At 45.3% G+C, this 20,801-nt stretch carries 19 protein-coding genes; 3 read left to right on the top strand and 16 right to left on the bottom strand.

The features are described 5' to 3' along the window. Window position 1: 1 nt before the first annotated feature. The 15 genes from kdnA to L5L97_RS05235 all read right to left on the bottom strand — a co-directional run bounded on the left by kdnA (window position 2) and on the right by L5L97_RS05235 (window position 16,118). Complete coding sequence (gene kdnA / locus L5L97_RS05165; protein WP_028760065.1) at window positions 2–1,189, bottom strand: 8-amino-3,8-dideoxy-alpha-D-manno-octulosonate transaminase KdnA; 1,188 nt, start codon at window positions 1,187–1,189, stop codon at window positions 2–4. 193 nt (window positions 1,190–1,382) lie between these two features. Continuing rightward, a complete protein-coding gene (can, locus tag L5L97_RS05170; RefSeq protein ID WP_028760064.1) occupies window positions 1,383–2,000 on the bottom strand; it encodes a carbonate dehydratase in 618 nt (205 codons plus the stop codon). A gap of 296 nt (window positions 2,001–2,296) precedes the next feature. Further along, the gene (locus tag L5L97_RS05175; protein WP_028760063.1) at window positions 2,297–2,734 is read right to left on the bottom strand and encodes a phosphate ABC transporter substrate-binding protein; all 438 of its coding nucleotides are present in this window, start codon (window positions 2,732–2,734) and stop codon (window positions 2,297–2,299) included. Window positions 2,735–2,744: 10 nt separating this feature from the next. After that, window positions 2,745–3,923 carry a porin gene (locus L5L97_RS05180; RefSeq protein ID WP_219251553.1) on the bottom strand — a complete coding sequence of 393 codons (1,179 nt, stop codon included), beginning with the start codon at window positions 3,921–3,923 and terminating at the stop codon, window positions 2,745–2,747. Between the two features lie 325 nt (window positions 3,924–4,248). Continuing rightward, on the bottom strand, window positions 4,249–5,079 hold the full coding sequence (locus L5L97_RS05185; RefSeq protein ID WP_263138723.1) for an alpha/beta fold hydrolase: 831 nt from the start codon (window positions 5,077–5,079) through the stop codon (window positions 4,249–4,251). Window positions 5,080–5,191: 112 nt separating this feature from the next. Continuing rightward, on the bottom strand, window positions 5,192–5,905 hold the full coding sequence (locus tag L5L97_RS05190) for a M15 family metallopeptidase (protein ID WP_263138724.1): 714 nt from the start codon (window positions 5,903–5,905) through the stop codon (window positions 5,192–5,194). After that, window positions 5,899–7,038 (bottom strand): succinyl-diaminopimelate desuccinylase, encoded by a 1,140-nt coding sequence (gene dapE, locus L5L97_RS05195; protein WP_263181428.1) that lies wholly within the window; start codon window positions 7,036–7,038, stop codon window positions 5,899–5,901. Before dapE ends, L5L97_RS05190 begins: the two co-directional genes overlap by 7 nt. Further along, window positions 7,038–7,382, bottom strand: a complete 345-nt coding sequence (locus L5L97_RS05200) for an ArsC family reductase (protein ID WP_131524471.1) — start codon at window positions 7,380–7,382, stop codon at window positions 7,038–7,040. Before L5L97_RS05200 ends, dapE begins: the two co-directional genes overlap by 1 nt. 279 nt (window positions 7,383–7,661) lie before the next feature. Next, window positions 7,662–8,750 (bottom strand): porin, encoded by a 1,089-nt coding sequence (locus L5L97_RS05205; protein ID WP_263181332.1) that lies wholly within the window; start codon window positions 8,748–8,750, stop codon window positions 7,662–7,664. 62 nt (window positions 8,751–8,812) lie between these two features. Next, on the bottom strand, window positions 8,813–10,681 hold the full coding sequence (locus L5L97_RS05210) for a methyl-accepting chemotaxis protein (protein ID WP_263181334.1): 1,869 nt from the start codon (window positions 10,679–10,681) through the stop codon (window positions 8,813–8,815). Window positions 10,682–11,127: 446 nt separating this feature from the next. Beyond that, on the bottom strand, window positions 11,128–11,637 hold the full coding sequence (gene crr, locus L5L97_RS05215) for a PTS glucose transporter subunit IIA (RefSeq protein WP_006081821.1): 510 nt from the start codon (window positions 11,635–11,637) through the stop codon (window positions 11,128–11,130). A 71-nt stretch (window positions 11,638–11,708) separates the two neighbouring features. Beyond that, window positions 11,709–13,412: a phosphoenolpyruvate--protein phosphotransferase gene (ptsP, locus tag L5L97_RS05220; RefSeq protein ID WP_198573285.1), complete on the bottom strand. Its 1,704-nt coding sequence runs from the start codon at window positions 13,410–13,412 to the stop codon at window positions 11,709–11,711. 178 nt (window positions 13,413–13,590) lie between these two features. After that, window positions 13,591–13,848, bottom strand: coding sequence for an HPr family phosphocarrier protein (locus L5L97_RS05225; protein ID WP_028760055.1), 258 nt, complete (start codon window positions 13,846–13,848; stop codon window positions 13,591–13,593). Window positions 13,849–13,876: 28 nt separating this feature from the next. Continuing rightward, window positions 13,877–14,272 carry an ACT domain-containing protein gene (locus L5L97_RS05230; RefSeq protein ID WP_198573284.1) on the bottom strand — a complete coding sequence of 132 codons (396 nt, stop codon included), beginning with the start codon at window positions 14,270–14,272 and terminating at the stop codon, window positions 13,877–13,879. 208 nt (window positions 14,273–14,480) lie between these two features. Beyond that, the gene (locus tag L5L97_RS05235; RefSeq protein ID WP_028760053.1) at window positions 14,481–16,118 is read right to left on the bottom strand and encodes a methyl-accepting chemotaxis protein; all 1,638 of its coding nucleotides are present in this window, start codon (window positions 16,116–16,118) and stop codon (window positions 14,481–14,483) included. A 357-nt stretch (window positions 16,119–16,475) separates the two neighbouring features. Between L5L97_RS05235 and L5L97_RS05240 the strand changes: the two genes are divergently transcribed. Further along, on the top strand, window positions 16,476–17,204 hold the full coding sequence (locus tag L5L97_RS05240; RefSeq protein ID WP_028760052.1) for a DUF3334 family protein: 729 nt from the start codon (window positions 16,476–16,478) through the stop codon (window positions 17,202–17,204). A gap of 104 nt (window positions 17,205–17,308) precedes the next feature. Further along, a complete protein-coding gene (locus L5L97_RS05245) occupies window positions 17,309–18,355 on the top strand; it encodes a LacI family DNA-binding transcriptional regulator (protein WP_113939612.1) in 1,047 nt (348 codons plus the stop codon). A gap of 117 nt (window positions 18,356–18,472) precedes the next feature. On the opposite strand, the gene L5L97_RS05250 is transcribed toward L5L97_RS05245, so the two are convergent. Then, entirely contained in the window at window positions 18,473–19,099 is a 627-nt protein-coding gene (locus tag L5L97_RS05250) for a PolC-type DNA polymerase III (RefSeq protein ID WP_173496662.1), read from the bottom strand. Window positions 19,100–19,318: 219 nt separating this feature from the next. On the opposite strand from L5L97_RS05250, the gene L5L97_RS05255 reads away from it, so the two are divergent. After that, a complete protein-coding gene (locus L5L97_RS05255) occupies window positions 19,319–20,476 on the top strand; it encodes a cupin domain-containing protein (RefSeq protein WP_263181335.1) in 1,158 nt (385 codons plus the stop codon). The last annotated feature ends 325 nt before the right edge of the window (window positions 20,477–20,801 follow it).

Here is a 20,801-nt window from a genome sequence, read left to right on the forward strand (position 1 = left end):
ATTATTGGGCAAATGCTTTCTTGATGTTTTCGATACGCTCGGCGATCTGAGCATCGGTCCAAGACAACTTGATGAGCATAGAAATCGTGCGGCTCATAATGGCATCGGATTTAGGCACAGAAACTTGAGTATAGTCAGGTCTGTCGGCGATTAATGTGATTGGCAACGCAGCAGATGCCTTAAGCTCCTGAATGTGTTTCCAGTTTTTCAAATAATGCCAGTTGTTTACATACCAGTAGAAGCAACCATCAACGCCGTTTTCAGCCAGTTTTTTGCTGATTTCTTGCGTGCGCGCTTCGGTTGGCAACATAAAGGTTAAGAAGCCAGCCGAGTCGCCTTCGGGATCTGGGATCTGGCGGAAGGTGACTTCTGGAATAGCGGCCATTGCATCTTTAATGGTCTTTTTGTTTTTACGTTGAATATCGATAATGGTATCGAGTTTACGTAACTGCGCTAACCCTAAGGCGGCATTCATTTCCGAAATACGGAAGTTCAAGCCAATGATAGGGTGTGACTCTGCGCCGCGGTCTTTACCAATATGGTCATGGCCGTGATCTGAGAACATGTGCGCGTTGTTGTAGATTTCTGTGTTGTTAGTGATCACAGCGCCACCTTCACCACAGGTGATGGTTTTGACTGAATCGAATGAGTAACAACCCACATCACCGATAGTACCTAGGGCTTGGCCCTTGTAGCTACCACCGATGGCTTGGCAAGCATCTTCTAAAATCAGTAAGTTATGTTTTTTACAGACGGCTTTGATCTCGTCCATCTTCGCCATAGAACCGCACATGTGCACTAAGTTGATGGCTTTAGTGCGTGGGGTAATCGCGGCTTCGATACCTTCTGGAGATAAACACAATGTCTCATCTATTTCGGCAAAAATCGGAATCGCGCCTGCCATAAAAATCGCTTCAACTGAGGCTACAAAGGTAAAAGGTGGCACGATAACTTCATCGCCAGCCCCAATGCCTGCAGCCATCATGGCCGTTTGCAGCGCAGCAGTACCGCTTGATAAAAGGTGAGCATGCTTCACGTTCATCTTCTCGCACAGTAGTTGCTCCATATCGCGCGTCTTCCAGCGATCATTACGCATATGGTCGAAGTTGTAACGGAAGGTAAAACCGTTTTCCATAACGTCAGCGACTTCCTGCTTCTCTTCAGGACCAAATAATTCAAAACCGGGCATGGAAGGTATCTCCTTAGAATTTGTGGCGCATAGGTCGCCTGCAATTAACTGGCGAATTATAACTGGCGTAATAGACCCTTGCGATGTTTTATTGCTGAAAATTGCCATGGAAAAAGAAAAACCTGCACAGGGGCAGGTTTTATCTGAGCATAGATGACACTCAGCTAAGGGTTAAAAGCCTATATTCAGGCCGTTAGCGTGGATTGGCTAGACCATGTTCACGGTCAACCGTGACATCTAAATCTGTCAGTAAACCGTTATCAATGCCGTAAATCCAGCCGTGTACCGCCACTTCTTGGCCGCGATCCCAAGCTTCTTGCACTATGGTTGAACTGGTCACATTAGCAACCTGCTCAATCACGTTTAGCTCGCACAGGCGATCAAAACGTTTGGCTTCGTCCATCTGTTGTAATTCTTCCTGATAAATACGATAGATATCACGTAAATGCCCGAGCCAGTTATCGATGAGTCCTAAGCGTTGCTGACCCATGGCCGCGCGCACACCACCACAGCCGTAGTGACCCACCACCATAATATGCTTCACCTTGAGCACATCGACGGCGTATTGCAGTACAGATAAGCAGTTAAGATCGGTATGGATCACCATGTTGGCGATATTACGGTGAACAAAGACTTCACCGGGCATAAGATCAATGATTTGGTTTGAGGGTACGCGACTATCTGAGCAGCCAATCCACAGGTATTCAGGATGTTGCTGTTTCGCTAATTGTTCAAAAAAATCAGGATTTTCTTGGCGTATACGTCCGGCCCAGCGGCGGTTATTGTCGAATAAAGGTTTGAGTAGTTTCATTTTAACCTATTGTTTTATTGACATATAAAATGTCTTCTCATGCTCTAATTCATGCAAGCAGCACATTTTTAGCAAGAGTATACCAGCAAATTTGGCTCTGCTGGTCTATCCAATTAAGGTTTGAATCAGGATATTGAAAAATCGAGATTATTTTTTCTTAATAGTACTGCAAATGGATAAGCCCTCTCTGAGGGTTCAAGTACCATTTGATAGTGTGTTTGTTGTTTATATCGCTAATGCTGAGTGGAAACCTTGTCCGCCACAGGTTAAGGCGGACAAGGATGATGCCGTATGGGTTAGAACTTACTGATCACTTTCACGCTGTCGTTTACTTCGCTGACGTCAACAAATCCGATCATATTGGGATTGGCGGCAATCAATGCGAGCATTTCAGCGCTGGAGTCGACGACTTTGGGCGGTTGACCTTGGCCTGAAAAGACCAGTTTTGACCAATAGGCTTTTAACTGACTCTCGGTTTTATTAAGGATCTGTTTAACAAAGGCATCACGTGCGGGCGTGCCTTCAGGTTGATCGAGTGCGACGACAGTGCCACCACTGGGGAAAGACTTGAGTTTGCCTAAATAGATCCGTGAAATATCCGCAGCGCTAATTTCTGACGTATTAGAAGGGTGCACCACGACGGCAATTTCGGCTTGAACACAGGCACTGCCAAGTAGAAGCGCACTGGCGACTAAGGTTTTTATCATCAACCGAGAACTTATTAATAGTTTCATGCTTAACTCCTTAAAAAACTAAGTCTATTGCCATACTCAGCAACTGTTCATCGGAGGACGGTTTGTCGTTACTGTAGTTGGTGTACTCTAGTTTCAGTGCGGCAGAAGGATGGAAATCCCAGCGGGTGCCTATGATGTAGTAGGCGCTGTCTTCCTGTTGTGCTTCAAGCGCCGCTTGTGTACCAAAAACAAGCGGTGCGAGTGCAGCTTGGTTTGCCGGTGGCAGACCATTGTAAACAGGTAACATAGCGTCATAGGCATCGTATTGAGGCTCACCTTTATCAATACCGTAGGTTAAGTGGAAGGTGAAATCGTGATAGCGGATCCCGCCGGAAACAAAGGCTGAATCTTGAATATTAAAGCTACTGGGATCGACATCAATTCGCGTGTATTCGGCCAAAATAAACCATTTTTCAGTATCATATTTAACGTTAGCGCCAATGAGTAACGCGCTGTCATTAATCGGTAAAAGATCATCAACTACTTGCTGAGTAAAGAGTCCTGTTTGAGAAATTGCATTACCTAAGCCAAGCAGTGCGGGTAATTCGTAGGAGAAATCGGTAACTATGCCAATATTTAAACCGTACTCAAACCCTGAGGTTACAAAGTTAAAGTTCATTATGTGGCCCTCGGCGGAGAAGGGCGCAGGAGGTGTTGATGAACCTGTAGGCGAGTAGTCAGAAACTGAAGTGGTAATGTATTTATAGGTCAAACCTACTTCGGTATCGCCCCATAAATCGGCATAAACTAAGCCTACACCTTCACCTGAATTAAATGGCAGGGAATAAACTCCGCGGGGCGGAGTGATCCAGTGATAGGCATAGCCTACATCAATATAATCGGAGTATTTATAGAGATTAAAACGTTGGCGACCTGCCATAAGCATAAGTTTGTCGCTGATGTCATAGGAGATATAAGCCCATTCGAATTCAGCGCTATAATCGTTACTGCCTCTGGATAGCACTTGTGCAGTCGCTCTTAAGCCACTACCAAGATCGGCGGTAAATTGTAAGGCAACTTTGGAATCATTATTAAAATCGAGTTCTTTATCGTAACCATAATAGCTTTTATCGTCACTTAGACTTGAGCCCGCGACAATAGAGGCAAATCCATTTATTTGAACATCGGCATAAAGAGACGGCATATAAAGTGTGCTGAATACGCAGAGGGCAACTGTACTTTTTCTCATGGCATAATACCTTGTTGAGGGAATACAGTATAAAGGTAGTTGATAATTAGTAGATTTCACCTTTGTGCAACATTTTTTAAGCCGCTTGGAACAAAAACAACGTCTTTAATTGTTAATAGAGGTTTCACAGGTGAGTTTAATGAAACGAGGCGTGCTCAATAACAGACTTTAATAAAGTAAAGCCTAATGTATTTATCCATAAAATAGGAATTAAGTATGGGTGAGCAATATTGATATAAGCACATCTTGGTAACATGTGCTAAGTAGAAATACTCATCTTCAAGATGCGAGTTTTCGCACCTTGAAGCGTAGATTTAGCGATTGATTAATAATATTTAGCCAGAAAATCGGCTAAATGTTGGTTAATAAATTCCGCTTGTTCGAGAGTTGATATGTGTCCTGCAGCAGGAATATGCACAAGTTGGCTGCCGTCAATGGCATCACTCATCAGGTAACTTTCCAATACGCTGCGGGCCTTATCTTCCACGCCAGCCATGATGAGGCAGGGCCGCGTCAATTGCTCGGCGTATTCCATGGTATCGCGACGACCAAAAATCATTCGTCCAAGTTTAACTATCGTGGGGATTTGCTCCGCTGTGATACTGGCAAGGGACTGTTCAAAGCCCGTAACCAGTTCGGGCGTGTTATTCTCGGCATCATTGGCGAAGAATAAAGGTGAAATTGCACTGATCAGCGGCGCAGGGATCGCCTTAGCGGCGCTGATCATATCCAGCATGCCATCATATTTCGCACGGGTGACTTCGGGTTCGAAACCGATAAAACTGTTGAGCATAACGAGGGTTTTAACTCTTGTTGGTGCTTTCAGTACCAATTCTGCGCCCCACATAGCACCGACAGATTGTCCGACAACACTAAAGTGAGTTATCTCAAGAGCATCCATTAGCTCAAGCATTTGATCGGCAATATCGAGTAGCGTTTTGCTGTTATTGGGCAGTAAATCTGACTGACCATGGCCCCAAAGTTCAGGCACTATGCAGCGATATTGGGCGCTTAAGGTGGCAATTTGAGGCGCCCACATAGCGCTATCCCATAAATAACTGTGCCCAAACAACAATACAGGGCCTGAGCCGACATCAAGGTAACTTAATTTTCGATCGGCAATAACAAGCTGCTGACGGTGTGAAGAAAAATCCATAAAACCTACTTAATCAAATATATCATTGTGTTAAAAAGCATTTTGGCGCCCATTTTGACGATATAGCGCTAGGCTTAACCTTTGTTGACTGATCTTGGCGAGTATTTCGCGATTAGGGCTGAGCGATACGCAGCACATATTCATCTATTAGACAGTCTAATCGGGCGAGTACTGCATCTTTGAGCAACATATCACTGTTTGCTAACAGTGTGGCTAATTCCGCACGATCAAATTGCGGCAGCAATAATTGTGAAATAGGGAAATAGCTGATGTGCCAAGGTTCTGGGCTCACCGCACTTTGTCCCTGCTGAAACGGGAAGTAAAAGCCAAAATGATGGGCATTTTCTACCAGCCAAGCATGCAATTTAGCGCAGGGACCACCCTGAACATATTCAGCTTCAACAAGGCGCAGGGCTTTAACATCAATTTGAGCCGCATCGAACACATCGAGATCGGTACCCCAATGGTGGCGTGAAGCGCCGGGCAACGCCGACCAGAGCAAAATCAAGTCAACTATGGCATCGTCACTTAAGCCCTGAATATTGACCGGTAACTCATTGGCATCCAATACCGCGCGTTTACCGCTAGCCTTGGCATTCCAAATTGCCAGTTGCCGTTCAAAGGGACGATGAGCTGAGCAAATAGCGAGTTTTATGCCCGCATCTTCAGCTTTTGCCGCCATAGACTTAAAAGCGATAGCTGTGTTCTCCTCTAACCCAAAGCTATGATAACCAAGGTGATACGGGCTTAAATAATCCACTAATTCAGGGGAGCTTAAGCCGTAAAGCTTTGCGGTTTCGGGACGGATCTTAAGGTGTGCTAACACAGTAATTGTTCCAAAATGACTTCATAACACAGGGCTAACTGCTCAAGGTCGTCCACTTTAACGCATTCATTCACTTTATGAATGGTGGCGTTGACAGGGCCAAGCTCTAACACTTTGGCACCCGTTGGCGCGATAAAGCGACCGTCTGACGTGCCGCCTGTGGTTTGTGGATCGGTTTCATAACCTGTGACTTGGCGGATCGCGATACGGGTTGCATCTAATAACGGGCCATCACCGGTTAAAAATGGTAGGCCATTGAAAATCCAGCTGATATCGTAATCTAGCTCATAGGCTTTCAGTAGAGTTTCAACTCGCTCAATCAAGATTTCGGCGGTCACTTCGGTGGAGTAACGGAAGTTAAACATCACTTCCAGTGCGCCAGGGATCACATTTGATGCACCTGTGCCGCCATTAATATTGGCGATTTGGAAGCTGGTGGGCGGAAAGAACTCATTGCCATTATCCCAGTGCATTTGACTTAGCTCGGCTAAGAAAGGCGCGGCTTTGTGGATTGGATTATCGGCAAGGTGTGGATAGGCCACGTGGCCTTGAATGCCTTTCACGGTTAAGTTGCCAGTTAAGCTGCCGCGGCGACCATTTTTGACCACATCGCCCAGCTTTAGGGTCGATGAAGGCTCGCCGACTAATGCCCAGGTGATCTTCTCGTTGCGCGCTTCTAAGGTATCAATGACTCGCGTCGTGCCGTTGATGAATGGACCTTCTTCATCGCTGGTGATCAAAAAGGCGATAGAGCCATGATGATCGGGATGTTTAGCCACAAACCGCTCGGTGGCAATGATCATAGCCGCCAGTGAGCCTTTCATGTCCGCTGCGCCTCGGCCATATAAGTAGCCATCAATGATGGTGGGCACAAAAGGCGGCGTGTGCCAGCGGCTCACATCGCCTGTCGGCACAACGTCTGTGTGACCCGCAAAACAAAAAACGGGGCCTTCATTACCACGGCGAGCCCACATATTGGTGGTGTCTTCAAATACCATAGGTTCGATATTAAAGCCGATGGCGCTGAGTTTTTCTGCCATTAAGGTTTGGCAGCCTTCATCAAGCGGTGTCACCGAAGGGCGGGCGATCAGCGCTTTTGTCAGTTCTGTAACGGGATAATCGTCGGCTGGCATCATAGTGAAAATACTCTTTTATAGGCGGCTTCATCAAAGCCAATCAGCACTTGTTCACCGACGACCAAGACGGGGCGTTTGATCAGTGTCGGTTGCGCCAGCATAAGTTGAATGGCTTTGGCTTGATCGATATTGGTTTTATCTGCGTCACTGAGGGCACGAAAGCTTGTGCTGCGCTTATTGAATACGGTTTCCCAGCCTGATGTGTTACACCAGAATTCGAGGTCTTCTTGACGTAGACCGTCATCTCTAAAATCATGGAAATGAACTGGAAGTTGATGATTTTCAATCCATTTACGTGCTTTACGCACTGTATCGCAATTCTTAATACCGTAGAGGGTCAAAATGATGCTCCAGTGTGGATGGACGCTTGGCTTGCAAGCATTGATTTTGCTGGCATTGTGGCATTGTGCGTCGCATGTCACAAGTGGGATGTGTTGCTGAGATAGCGTGAGCATAAAATGTCAGTGTGCTTGAAGCGTATTGGGATTATCGGGTGATGTCTGTCACTTTATGTAACCAAACGCCCTCAGGGCGTTTAGTCATATCTTGCTGCTTACTGATGCCGTATAGCACGCTTCATTGAGTTCGCTGCGGGCTTAACGGTAATGGGATGGCGTTGACTAAAGTTGCCAATTTAAATCAAAATCATAGCGAATGCCTAAGGCTATGATAGTGTCGTCTTCACGTTGATCATTATTTTGTTGTAAATATTCTAAATGCATGCGGACATTTGTTGCGGCTTGCCACTCTAAGGTGAGATTGTAGCCATCATAATTTTGGCTGCTGGTATCTTCTATCCCATCTTCAAACCTGAAGTATCCTAGTTTCAGCTTATAAGCTTTCGCAACTGGAATCGCGATGGCGCTATCAAATGTATTACCGGTTCTATTGACTGCGGTTTCAAATTCGTAGTCTTTATGCTGATAACCAACGGCGGCATATATGCCATTGCTAAATTCATAGGAAATGACGCCCCCGGCCAGTTGTTCTTCTCCAGTCATAATATCGTTAACATAGGTATCTTGTTGTAAGTAGGCGATACCTACGTGAAATCCACTCTGGTTAAATCCTGCGCCGACATTAATTACATCGGCACCACTGCCACCTGAGTTACCATCAAAAATGGCTGAAGCCATTAAGGTGATTGGCTTAATGTTAAGCTCATAGATCAAGGCATTATCAACAAAAAATGGACTCTCTTGGTTATAACCAAAGGGGCTATTCGCATTGTTAAAGATATCGACATATTCAGCGACTAAAGTGTATTGGACTGGCCTCTGACGCCCAAACGTTAACTTACCATAGGGTGAATCGATTCCCGCATATGCTAGTCTTGCTTCTCCGAATCGGCCATTGTCATCGAGCCGAATTTTCCATTCACCTTGGGCGATGGCACGCCAGCCGGGGGAAAACTCGGTTTCAGCTTTCACCCCTAAGCGGGAGAGGGCATCACCGATATCCCATACATCCTCCCCTTTGTCTCGGTATTCTAAGGTTGGTCGTAGCGAGCCGTAGAGGCTAAAACGACTATCTTTAAGGGCGGATTGTAATGAGGGACTGGCAGGCTCCGCTTTGGCTTGTTGCTCCAGTTCTTTAACTCTTTGCTCGAGTTGTTGCAGTCGTTCCGACTCTTCTGTGGTTGTTTGGGCATTAGCCTGTAGTGGGATCTGAAGCATGCTAACTATGACGAACAACGTTATTTTGCTCATGATGAGGTCCTGTTGTTAGTAGATGTCATGGTGAGCCATGGATAAAATCATGGCTCACTGGCTTAGACTATGAATTTATTAAGGATTGCATCTTGTTCTTTGATGTATTGAGTTTGCGTATGCATGGCTGTATTTGCATGAACTGCAGTGTCAGAAACTTGGACTGATAAATCTTTGATCCTGATAGTATTATTGTTAATTTCTTCAGCTACTAAACTCTGTTCTTCTGCTGCAGAGGCAATTTGTAGGTTCATATCACTTATCTGTAATATTGCTTCACGAATTTTGTTTAATGCGGTATTAGCACCTTGGGCGCGTGTAACCGCATCTTCTGCATTATCTTTACTTTGGCTCATTACCTCTGCAACAGCCCTTGCTCCTGCTTGAAGTTGCTCTATCATGTTACGGATTTGAGTTGTAGATTGTTGAGTCCTTTGGGCGAGGGTTCTGACTTCATCTGCTACCACAGCAAAACCACGACCAGAATCACCGGCTCTTGCTGCCTCAATAGCGGCATTTAAGGCTAATAAATTTGTTTGATCTGCAATGTCATTGATCACTTTCAATATTGTGGCAATGTTGTCAGTTGCAGATTCTAATGTTTTGACTTCAGTGACGGCCATATCGATTTTTGATGACAGGGCATTAATGGCATCAGTTGTATCGCTGACGATTTTAGAACCTACACTTGTCGCTTCATCTGCTTCTTTCGCAGCAGAAGCCGCGCCTTGGGCATTACGGGCTACATCAGTTGAAGTGGTTGCCATTTCGTGCATGGCAGTTGCAAGTTGTTCTAGTTCATGCAGTTGCGAGTTCATGGCATCAGTAGATTGCTGTAATTCTAGCGATGTCATTTCTGAACTTTTATGGATGAGCTGACCAATGGATTTAGATTGAATGATCAACTGTTGTAGATTTGCCGTGAAGGTATTGAATCCCAAGGCTAACGCTGAAAACTCAGTGTCTGTTTTAGTATTTAAGCGTTGAGTCAAATCACCTTCGCCAGAAGCAACATCTTGAATTGCATCGTTTAATGTTTGTAATGGGCGCATTAAGGTTGTGATCAATAGTAGTAGGGTTGTGATACTGATGATTAAGGCGATAACGGAATAGAGAATAGAGCTATTGCGTAAGTCCGTCACTGCAGCATAGGCAATCTCCTCATCCAAGATAACACCAACATACCAGTCCTCTCCCGCAACGCGTGAGAAATCCAAGGTGAAGCTTTTTCCCTCTATGGTTACTTTTTGTGGCGTTTCCATCACTTTGACATTAGGTAAATAATCGGCCATAAGAGTGCCATTTCGTTTTTCCTCTGGGTGGGCTATGGTCGTTCCATCCCCAGAAACAATAAACACATGGCCAGCGTTGAAGAGTTTGACCTCATTGACGAGTTTGGCTAACCCGACCAAGCTAACATCATAGAAAATGGCACCGATGAATGTACCGTGATCTTTCACGGGCGTCGCAATTGAGACGAGAATTTCACCGGAGGCTGAGTCCGCATAGGGAGCCGTGATGATTAATTTATCGGCTTGTTTTGCATCGAGATACCAAGGCCTTACTCTTGGGTTCCATCCCGCACCCGGATCCCAGCTAGGATTATTATTGATATTCGTGCCATCTTTTTCATAACCTAAACCGACGAGAATAAATGCATTTTTAACTATGGGGCGAGTGATGACTGCACTGATGTGTGCGGGCGTGAGATCTTGTTCCAGTAGGCTGGTCGTATAAGCTGCCAATTGTTTACGGGCTTCAATTTCCGATGAAACCGTATTTCTAACCCCATCGACGATTTCGGTGACACTGGCTTCCACCTGTGCCTGCATTTCATTCTGAATCGAGTAGTATTGTTTGGTCGTTAGAAGCGTTACTGTCACTAACAGTAACGCAGAGGATGCGGCGACAATCTTATGACTGAACTTCATTGTTATTCCTCTGTAATATTAAAAGCACCTTTAGATGTATAGTCATGATTTCGTTCGAGAGCCAGCGGGTACATTGATCTTTTTGCTTTTTGTGACCTATGTGAGCCGATACTCTGACGCTCGAACAGCACTCGCTATACAGGATAGGAAGTTTTGTTGGCCTGGTTGTCTTAGTCTACTCGGCCTGCAAATAGCCACATTGCTAACGTGCTTTCGATAGTCATTCAATCCTACATCTGGGTGGTTGATATTTGGTTTATTCTGTTTTAAATCAGTTTGAAACATTATGTCGGTTTTGTGATGAAAATATTTCAGCTATCAGACAGGCCTCTTCGCGAGGAAAGTGGAGATAAATAAAAGGCTGGCGCCTTTGGGGGAGCCAGCCTTTTTATATCAATCAAGGGTATTTTCAAACTGCTAATTCAAACACTTAAAGTAAAGCTTGATTAGAGCTGTACCGTAAAGATCACGTCTTTGCCTGCAGTGACGCTGCCTTGGGCTTTGTCGAGGTATTTGACATCTTCCATGTTCGCCAAAACGACAGGAGTGAGTAGGCTGTCGACTTGATCTTTTAGATAATCAATATCGAATGACAGAATCGGATCGCCGACTTTCACTTCTTGACCTTCCTGGGCTAAACGTTTAAACCCTTTACCTCTCAGCTCGACTGTACCTACACCAAAGTGAACAAATAGCTCTAAACCTTGGGGAGACTCAATACTGAATGCATGATTTGTCTCAAAAATTTTACCTATGGTGCCGTCGATAGGCGCCAGAATTAATTCGCCTTTGGGAGCGATAGCGATGCCATCACCGACAATCTTTTCAGCAAAAACCACGTCGGGGACTTTTTCAATGGCGACGATATCCCCGGAAACGGGGGCATATACCATGATACCGCCAGCTAACTGAGTCTGGCCCGATACCAAGCGCCTTATTCGGCTTAAAAATCCCATAATCTAGAGCCTCTTTTGCTTGTTTTTGTCATTGTTTTTGTTCTGTAACGCAGCATAACGAATAAATGTCTCTATTTATAGCTTGTTATACACTGTTGTAAGCTTGCAATTCTATCTTGTTGTAATGCCGTGTGCGCTAATGCTGAAAATTGTGTGATGCTGCCTTGGCAAATGGCCGCTTTCACTTCTAAGAGTGAGCTTAAGTTAACACTGAGTTCGTCCAACCCCATGCCGATTAACAGCGGCGCAATTTGCGGTGAACTGGCGAGTTCACCGCACAGAGAAACTTTAACATTAGCGGCCTTAGCTTGGGTTATTGTCATGTTAATTAAGGCTAAAATGGCAGGCGAAAGGGACGGATAGTCACGGGTAAGCTGCGGGTTTGTCCTATCGGCTGCCATTGCATATTGGGTTAAATCGTTGGTGCCAATGCTGACAAAATCAAGTCTTGGCAGCATAGCGTTGAGGTTGAATACCGCAGCAGGGGTTTCGACAACGATACCGTAGCTAAGTTCGCCATAGCCTTTCTCTTCTTCTTCCAAGGCATCTTGGCACTGGGCAATAAGTGCAAACACCTCGTCCAATTCTTCGACTTGATTGACCATAGGGAACATCAAACGGATCGGGCCATGGTTAGCGGCACGCAAAATTGCCCTCAATTGGGTTTTAAATAATTCTGGGTGCGCCAAGGTGTAGCGAATGCCGCGAAGACCCAAGGCAGGATTATCTTCAATTTCTTGGCATAAACAGGGGAGTTCTTTGTCTGCACCTATATCTAAGGTGCGGATGGTAAAGGTTTTACCGCCTAGGGCGTGCAATGCATCGCAATATAAGCTGTATTGGGCTTTTTCATCGGGCAGGGTGGCGACGTTCATCAACATAAATTCGGTGCGAAACAAACCTATTCCATCGGCGCCGACATCGCTGACATGAGTGATGTCGTTGAGATTACCCACGTTTGCCATGAGTCCCACGGTATGACCGTCTTGGGTTTGCGCTGGGACATCCTTGTAAGTTTGAAGTGCCGCGCGCCTTGCTTGTTCATGGTGAAAGGTGACTGTGAGTCTTGCCTGTTGGTCTGGATTGGGATTGACACAAAGTTCACCCGCGAGTGCATCGAGCACTAAGGGCGTGCCGTTGGGAATAGAGTCTGCGTCGAACTGACAACTTAAGATGGCTGGAATGCCGGCTGCTCTGGCTAAAATGGCCGTATGGCTCGTTAAACCGCCCGTTTTCAGTACAATACCGCAGAGGTTTTCCCGCGGCAGTAAGGCAAATTCGGCGGGGGTCAAATCCTGCGCTAATAAGATAGTGGGCCTATCGAGTTTTTCGAGCCCTTGAGCTAAATGGCCGTTTATCGCCGCAACGACTCTTTGGCCTAAACAGCGCACATCTTGGGCTCTATTGGCTAAATAGGGATCATCTAAGGATTGTAACTCATTGGCCTGATGGGCAAAAATACGTTCCACCGCCACACTTGCCGACAATTGTAAGGTGCGAATGGCATCGTTCACTTGCTCGATTAATTCATCGTCTTCTAATAACAATAAGTCGGCTTCGATCAACTGATAATTTTCGGAGTCACTATCGAGTGCAGCTTGGCTGTGGGTCAGTTGTGCCTGTAGTTCTTGCAAGGCTTTGGCAAATTTACCCTGTTGTTGAGGGATTTTAGACAGGGGAATAGGGCGATAATCGAGGTGGTGTTCGGTGTGGTGCAGGTGAAGAGCCTGTCCAAAGGCAATTCCCGATGACACTATAATCCCCGTTATTGACATATCCCTTCCTAAATTAACCACTGAACTGAGTGTCCGTTAGCGATAGCGAGTCTAGTTGAGTGACGCTAAGCTTGTAAAGCGTTTGTATGTAAAGCATTAGCATGTCAAGACGGTCGAGACGAGTTTTTTGCGTGTTGGTTAAACCTGCAGATAAATGCACTTTAGCGTAAGAAAAGGCTTAGCTTAGGGTAATGAGCAGCTCAGATACTTTCTCAACCGCGGCCTGTGCCTGTTCACCTTCAGCAAACACTCTTACCGTGACGCCAGAATATAAGCCTAAGGTTTGTAGCTTAAACAGACTCTTAGCACTGGCTTGCTTACCATTACATTCGACCATGACATCACAGTCAAAGGTTTTGGCTTCTTTAACCAGTAAGGCTGCTGGACGGGTGTGAATGCCATGTTTGGCGGTAATGGTGACTGTTTTTTCGTACATAGTAGATGAGCTCATATTTAAAGGGGTATTACATTTCGTCTTTCGATTCTATGATGTGATAGCCCTGTTTTTTCAAGGCGGCGATGGCACTTTTGAGGCGATTATTTTTTACTAAAATATAATCGGTATCAAAGGTCGAAATCGCAAAAATACTGATTTGTTCGTCCGCTAAGGTGCCAGACACTTTAGATAAAATGCCTGTCATCGAAAATCCCAGTGGCCCGAGTACTTCAAAGCAACACCAGCCCGGTTCTTGCTCTAAGCTGTCGAGTTCCATTTCACTGGAAACGACTAAAGATAAACCTTCTTGGGTCTTACCAATGAAATACATGTCCTGTGCAAAAACCTCACTGGGCAATACGGCATTCGGGCTAAAACTATGAATTGTGTACTGTTCAGGGTGAACGGCTAAGGTCATTCGCATGGCAGTGTCTCGGTTGGATTTTTAAGGCTAAAGCATACCGCATATCAAACGTTAGCGTGACAGAGAATTTGTGGTTAATGGGATTTTTTCGTTGAAATTCATTGTTGGTGAGCTAGCGGTTAACAAGCGTTACCAGCAGGTTTACCCAAAGAAAAGGGCGCCCTATGGCGCCCCAATCGACAAGTCATGCCGTTCTCACACACTTTAGTTAGATTTTAAACTGGCCTAAGGTGCGGGACATGTCTTGGCTAATGTCTTGCAGTGACTGAGCTGCATGGCTATTACTTTCGTTAGCTTTTACTGAGACTTCGGTTAATTCCGAAATATTACAAATATTTCGATTAATTTCTTCGGTCACCAGTGATTGCTCTTCAGTGGCGCTGGCTAATTGTGTGTTCATGTCACTGATATGGGCAATCAATTGCAGAATCGCCGCCATGGCTTTACCAGCTTCGTGTGCTTGGGCCTGTAGCTCATCGGATTGCAGTTGAGTTTGATTGTTGCTCTTCATCACTGAGCCTACACCGGATTGGATCTCGCTAATGATTTTTTGGATCTCATTGGTCGAGTCTTGGGTGCGAGTAGCAAGGGCGCGGACTTCATCGGCAACTACGGCAAAACCACGGCCGTGGGTCCCAGCTCGAGCAGCTTCAATGGCGGCATTGAGGGCGAGTAAGTTGGTCTGCTCGGCAATGCTGCGGATCACATCGAGAATGCTACCGATTTGCTGTGAGGCAACGCCCAGCTTTTGGGTGATGACTTCAGAGGCTTTTAATTCTGCCACCAGTTTTTCTGTGTTGCTGACTGTGTTGTCGATCACGACTTGGCTTTGCTGTGCTTGTTCTTTTACGCTGTTCGCCGCATCGGCCGCTTGCTGGGTGTTGCTCGCCATTTCATGGGTGGTCGACAGCATTTGATTGACGGCCGTGGCGACGCTGCCTGTTTCTCTGTGGATATGTTCAGCACTCTGATTGGACTCTTCAACTGCAATCAAAAGCTGTTTTGCATCTTTATCTAATGCTTGGCCTAAAGGTTGTAAATGGCCGACCATGTCGCCAATTTTTTGGGCGAACATGTTGAAGGCGCGGGCGAGATGGGCAATCTCATCTTTACCTTGAGCATTAATGCGCTGACTTAAGTCGCCTTCGCCTTGGGCAATATCTTCAAGGGCATCAATAGCATCATTTAATGGTGAGGTGATGGAATGGTTAAGCACAAGGAAGAAGGCAAAAATCGGCACTGAAATCAAAAACATGATAATTAGATAGTCGATAATGACTGACTTTAAGCTCGCTTTGACATCGCTAAGATAGGCGCCTGTGATGACTGTCCAGCCCCATTGCGGGTAGTAACGGGCTTCAGCAAGCTTGTCTTCTATCGCGCGGGTCATAGGATCGGCGATAGGGTATTCGAGGGTTGTTTTCGATTTAGCACGCGCTAATGGCAGCATAGTGGCTAAGGGGTTTGTGCCATTAGGTAACTTGAAGGTTAATGCTGAGGTGCCAATAAGATTTGCGCTATCCCCGTGGGCGAGGATTTGATTATTATCATCAATAACAATGAAGTAGCCGGAACCTGAATAGCGAGTTTGATTGATTAAATCCGCGGCGATTTGTTTAGCTTCTGCTTCGCTAAACTTACCTTTGAGCGCATCCTGACGGTGCACATCTATCACGCTTAACATGCTGGCGAGCTGACCGTCTATCTGCAACCATTTCTGCTCAATTAAATTACTGTACTGCTCTTTAATTGAAAAACTGGCAAAACACACAGTCCCTATCGCGGCCATAAGGAGCATCATCATTAAGCGTTGCAAAATGGTAAACCGGCGCAAAAACGTGATCATTTGGATTCCTTAAGGGCTTATTATTGTGCATCAATATACCTGCGAATCAATCTCAATTGAATCGTCTGTGACAGAAATTAAGTAAAAGCCGTTATAAAATATGAGTTTCTTTGATCTAAAGCAGAGAATAGTGATAGGGAACTTTAATCTGTTGCATTATGGGGCATGTTCTTATTAAGTTAGGCCGTTTTATAAGTCGTTTCATGTTGAAGGTTTTATCTGATCTATTAAATATCAATAAGTTAGCATTATGTTAATTTTGCCATCTTGCTATATTAGGCTAATCAATTGTTTTAATTTTGATTTTTTACGCTTTTACGCGCAAGATTAATTCATTATTCAGTTTGAGAATCGATTATGACCACAAATACTATCGTAACGTCGGATGATATTTTACTGAAGTTATGCCACTCAGTCGCCCACGTCCTTTCTAGCACCAGTGCCAGCAATGTTACCCATGCGGGTATGGTACAAAGTATTGCGCGCACGCGTCTTAAACCTGATCTCGGTTGTTTCTCGATTTTTGATGGTGGTTTTTCAGGGCTAGTGGTGATCAACTTTTCCGCCTCTGCAGCGATTGAAATCTACCGTCGCTACATGCTGAACATGGGCATGCCTGAGTCTGAGCTCGCGTTTTCACATACTTCAGATGAAGTGAGTAATGTGATGGGCGAACTGATGAACCAAATTCTAGGGGATTTTATTAATAAAATTTCTAAAGAATTGCAAACATCCATCAGCCAAAGCCAACCAAAAATGTTGACGATTAATAAAGAGTTAACTATATCAATCGACGCTAACTTAGACGATGCAGTTGCCCGTAGAGTGTCGTTTAGGACAGAGAATAACCATATTTTCTACCTCGAGTTTGCCATGGACAAAACCGAATTCATTCGCTTAGATGAATTTGTCTACGATGAAGAATTCGATCCCGATAGTCTGTTAGAGCAGCACAGTTCGATTGGGGGAAATAACGACTCAAATTCGAATGTTTCGCCTTGGGTTAAGATGGCCGATAAACCCGCCATTGCGACTCGTGCCATTGATAATGAAGCCGATGATTTGCTCGATCAGCTCGGCATTTAAGCAGAGTCTCTAATGTAAGACGGATGTTAACGCATTCGTCTATACAAGTGGGTGGAACTGTTTTAGTATCGACGCAAAATAATAACTAAGGTTAAATCCTCTTTATGGCATCGAAAGCGACCTCGATTGATATTGCTTATCGTGCTGGCGTATCCCAGTCAACGGTTTCCCGTGCCCTTAGAAACAGCCCGTTAGTCAATTTAGAAACTCGCCAACGTATTCAAACCATTGCCAAAGAGCTGAATTATAAGGTCGATAAAAATGCCAGCAATCTTCGCACCCAAAATAGCCATACCTTAGCGCTGTTATTGTGTGAAGACCCCACCAACGATGACTCGTTAATCAATCCTTTTTTCCTGTCTATGCTTGGCTCCATTACTCGAGCAACGGCGCAGCAAGGTTATGATTTATTGGTTTCTTTTCAGCAATTGTCCAGCGATTGGCACGCCGATTATGAAGACAGTAATAAAGCTGACGGCATTATTCTGCTCGGTTACGGCGACTACATGGACTACGAGCAAAAGTTGGAGCGATTGCTCGCGCAAAATACTCACTTTGTGATTTGGGGCGCTGAGCATAACAATAAGTCAGTGCTATCGATTGGTTGTGATAATCATCAAGGCGGCTTGATTGCCACAGAGCACTTGATTTCCCTTGGTCGTAAAGCTTTTGCCTTTTTAGGCGATGCCTCGAGCCACAGCCCCGAGTTTAGGGACAGATATTTAGGCCATGTGAAGGCGCTGCAAATGGCGAATATTGCAGTCGATCGCACTAAGCAAGTGTCGGCAATTAGCACTGAAAGTGCTGGTTACGATGCGGCTATGGCATTGATGGCCAAAGGCGCACAGTTTGATGCTATTTTTGCGGCTAGCGATCTGATTGCCATTGGTGCTATTCGTGCGCTGAAAGAGAAGGGCATTTCAGTCCCAGAACAAGTTGCAGTGGTGGGATATGATGATATTCCGGTGGCGAGTTTTGCCAATCCGCCATTAACGACCATTAAGCAGAATACCCAATTAGCTGGTGAAATTTTAGTCGACAGTGTACTCAAACTTATCCGCGGACAAGAGGTGAGTGCGCAGCTTATTCCGACGACCTTAGTGGTTCGCAGTTCCTGCGGCATTGATAGCGCGCCGCTTAAGCCGTTATAGATGGGCCGTTATTGCTAGGAGCTTGCTGTTTTTTGCTGGCAAGTCGTTGAGCACTTAATTTGCTTATTGAAAAATCGCCGATAATCCTTGGATTTATCGGATTTTTGCTTTTTGGGATCACTTAACCGCATATTGACGTAAAAACTTCGGCACATCTGCTTTGGTTTTCTTGGCGATTTTTTGCAGTAACTCGAAGGTGGGAGCATTGAGACCGAACTCTTGCTGAAGGTCTGCCAGCATTGCCAGCCACAAATGGCCAGTCATCTCAGCATCGGCTAAAGCGCGGTGAAAGGTGCCATCGCTTGGTAACTGTTTATAGCGCACTAAAGTACCTAACTGATGATTCGGCGCCGCTTGATACAAACGTCTCGCCACCAGCAAGGAACAGCCAAATTGTCCAAGATAACGATGGCGAATTTGAGCAAATTCCGCGTCTAAAAAGCGCTGATCAAATGCCGCATTGTGGGCGACTAAGTTATGATCGGCGATAAAGTCGGCAAAACGCGCCATCACTTCATTGCAGGGCGCTGCATCCCTGAGCATTTGATTGCTGATCCCTGTGTAGTCCTCAATAAAACGACTTATTCTAAATCCTGGGTTCATCAACTCTGAAAATCTTTGGGTGATCACGCCGTTTTCAATCAGCACAGCTCCGATTTCAATCGCGCGGTCCCCTTGATTGGGCGATAGCCCCGTGGTTTCAAAGTCGAGCACGACCAAAGTGTTAGCTGCAGATGTAGGCATAGATCTTACATGGACTCTATAAATGATTTGTCAGCATTGCCGTCTTTGACAGCGCAACGCTTTTAGATAAGCCGATTGTAATTCAATACGTTAGTAAATTCACTATCACATTGACGCTGATAAAAGACTTAATGCTTTGTTGATCCGGTCGAGCTTTCTTGGTTTCGCTTCCTGTTAGCATTTACCTCTATGAATAACAGTTTGGTTTGTGAGCGACCCATGCAACTCGATATTAATGGCTTAACACCCGCGCAATTTTTAGCAGAATATTGGCAGAAAAAACCTTTGGTTATCCGCCAAGGATTCAAACATTTTCAAGATTTAATCTCGCCCGAAGAGTTAGCCGGCTTAGCCATGGATGAGCTGGTGGAATCTCGGCGAGTGTACCAACAGGCAGGGCAATGGCAGGCTGAATTTGGCCCTTTTGATTCCTACGATCATCTCGGTGAACGGGATTGGACTTTGATCGTGCAAGCCTTGAACAACTGGGTGCCCGATGCAGAAGCTCTGATCCAATGTTTTGATTTTATTCCGCGCTGGCGTTTAGATGATGTGATGGTGAGTTTTGCCACTCCTGGTGGTGGTGTGGGGCCGCATATCGATCTGTATGATGTGTTTATTTGCCAAGGTTCGGGACGTCGCCGCTGGCGCGTAGGCGATCTGGGGCCGCACAAAGAGTTTGCCGCCCATCCCGCTTTGCTGCACACAGAAGCTTTTGAACCGATTATCGATACTGAGTTATTGCCCGGCGACATCCTTTATATTCCCCCAGGATTCCCCCATGACGGTATAACCTTAGAACAGTCTTTAAGTTTTTCAGTAGGTTATCGTACCGCCTCCGCCAAAGATATGGTAAGTGCTTTGGCCGATCATCTGTCTGAGCAAGATTTAGGCACACAGCAGATTGAAGATCCAGACCGCGAGCTGACAACGCGCAGTGGTTGTGTCGATAATCGCGATTTAGCGCGGTTACGCACGCAACTGACTAATATGTTAACCGATGAACTGGTGAGCGAGTTTTCGGGCCGCTATTTAACTCAATCTAAATGCGCCCTCGATTTACCCGATGAGCCGTTGGACATCACGCAAGACGAAGTGCTCGCTTGGCTCGATGAGCAGCCGCTTATTCGCCTCGGCGGACTGCGTTGTTTGTATTTTGATATCAATGTAGGACAAGGCGTTGTCTATATTAATGGTGATAAGTATCAGCTTTCAGCCGAATTGGCCGCGGTGATCCCACTACTATGTGATAGCAATCAGTTAGATAAAACCGCCTTAGCCCCCTGGTTAGCCGATGCCGATTTGCTTAAGCAGCTTACTGAGTGGGTGAACCTCAGTTACTGGTACTTTGAAGACCTGAGTGATGAAGAGTGTTAAGGCTGAGATAATAGGTAATGCATGATGGATGTTGATACCATTTTAGCGCTAACGCCGATGGATTTTAGTGTTAAGTCGGTTTTGCAATCGTTGGATTATAGTGTTGGATGCATTCTAGTGTTAGTTGAGATTTAAAATAGAATAATGTTGAAAGCCGCATCTATGTTTAGGGCAAGCTCATGCTTGCCCTTGCCTATCTTTTTAAGATCGCGAAGACTTGCAAGTCTGCTTTATTGCTTTAGTCATCTCTCTACTGCGTTCATTGCCTTATCATTTTTAATGTTAAACATTGGTTTTTAAAATTATTTTACCAAGCGAGATGAGT

The sequence above is a fragment of the Shewanella sp. SM71 genome (assembly GCF_025653905.1).
Lineage (GTDB): Bacteria > Pseudomonadota > Gammaproteobacteria > Enterobacterales > Shewanellaceae > Shewanella > Shewanella oncorhynchi.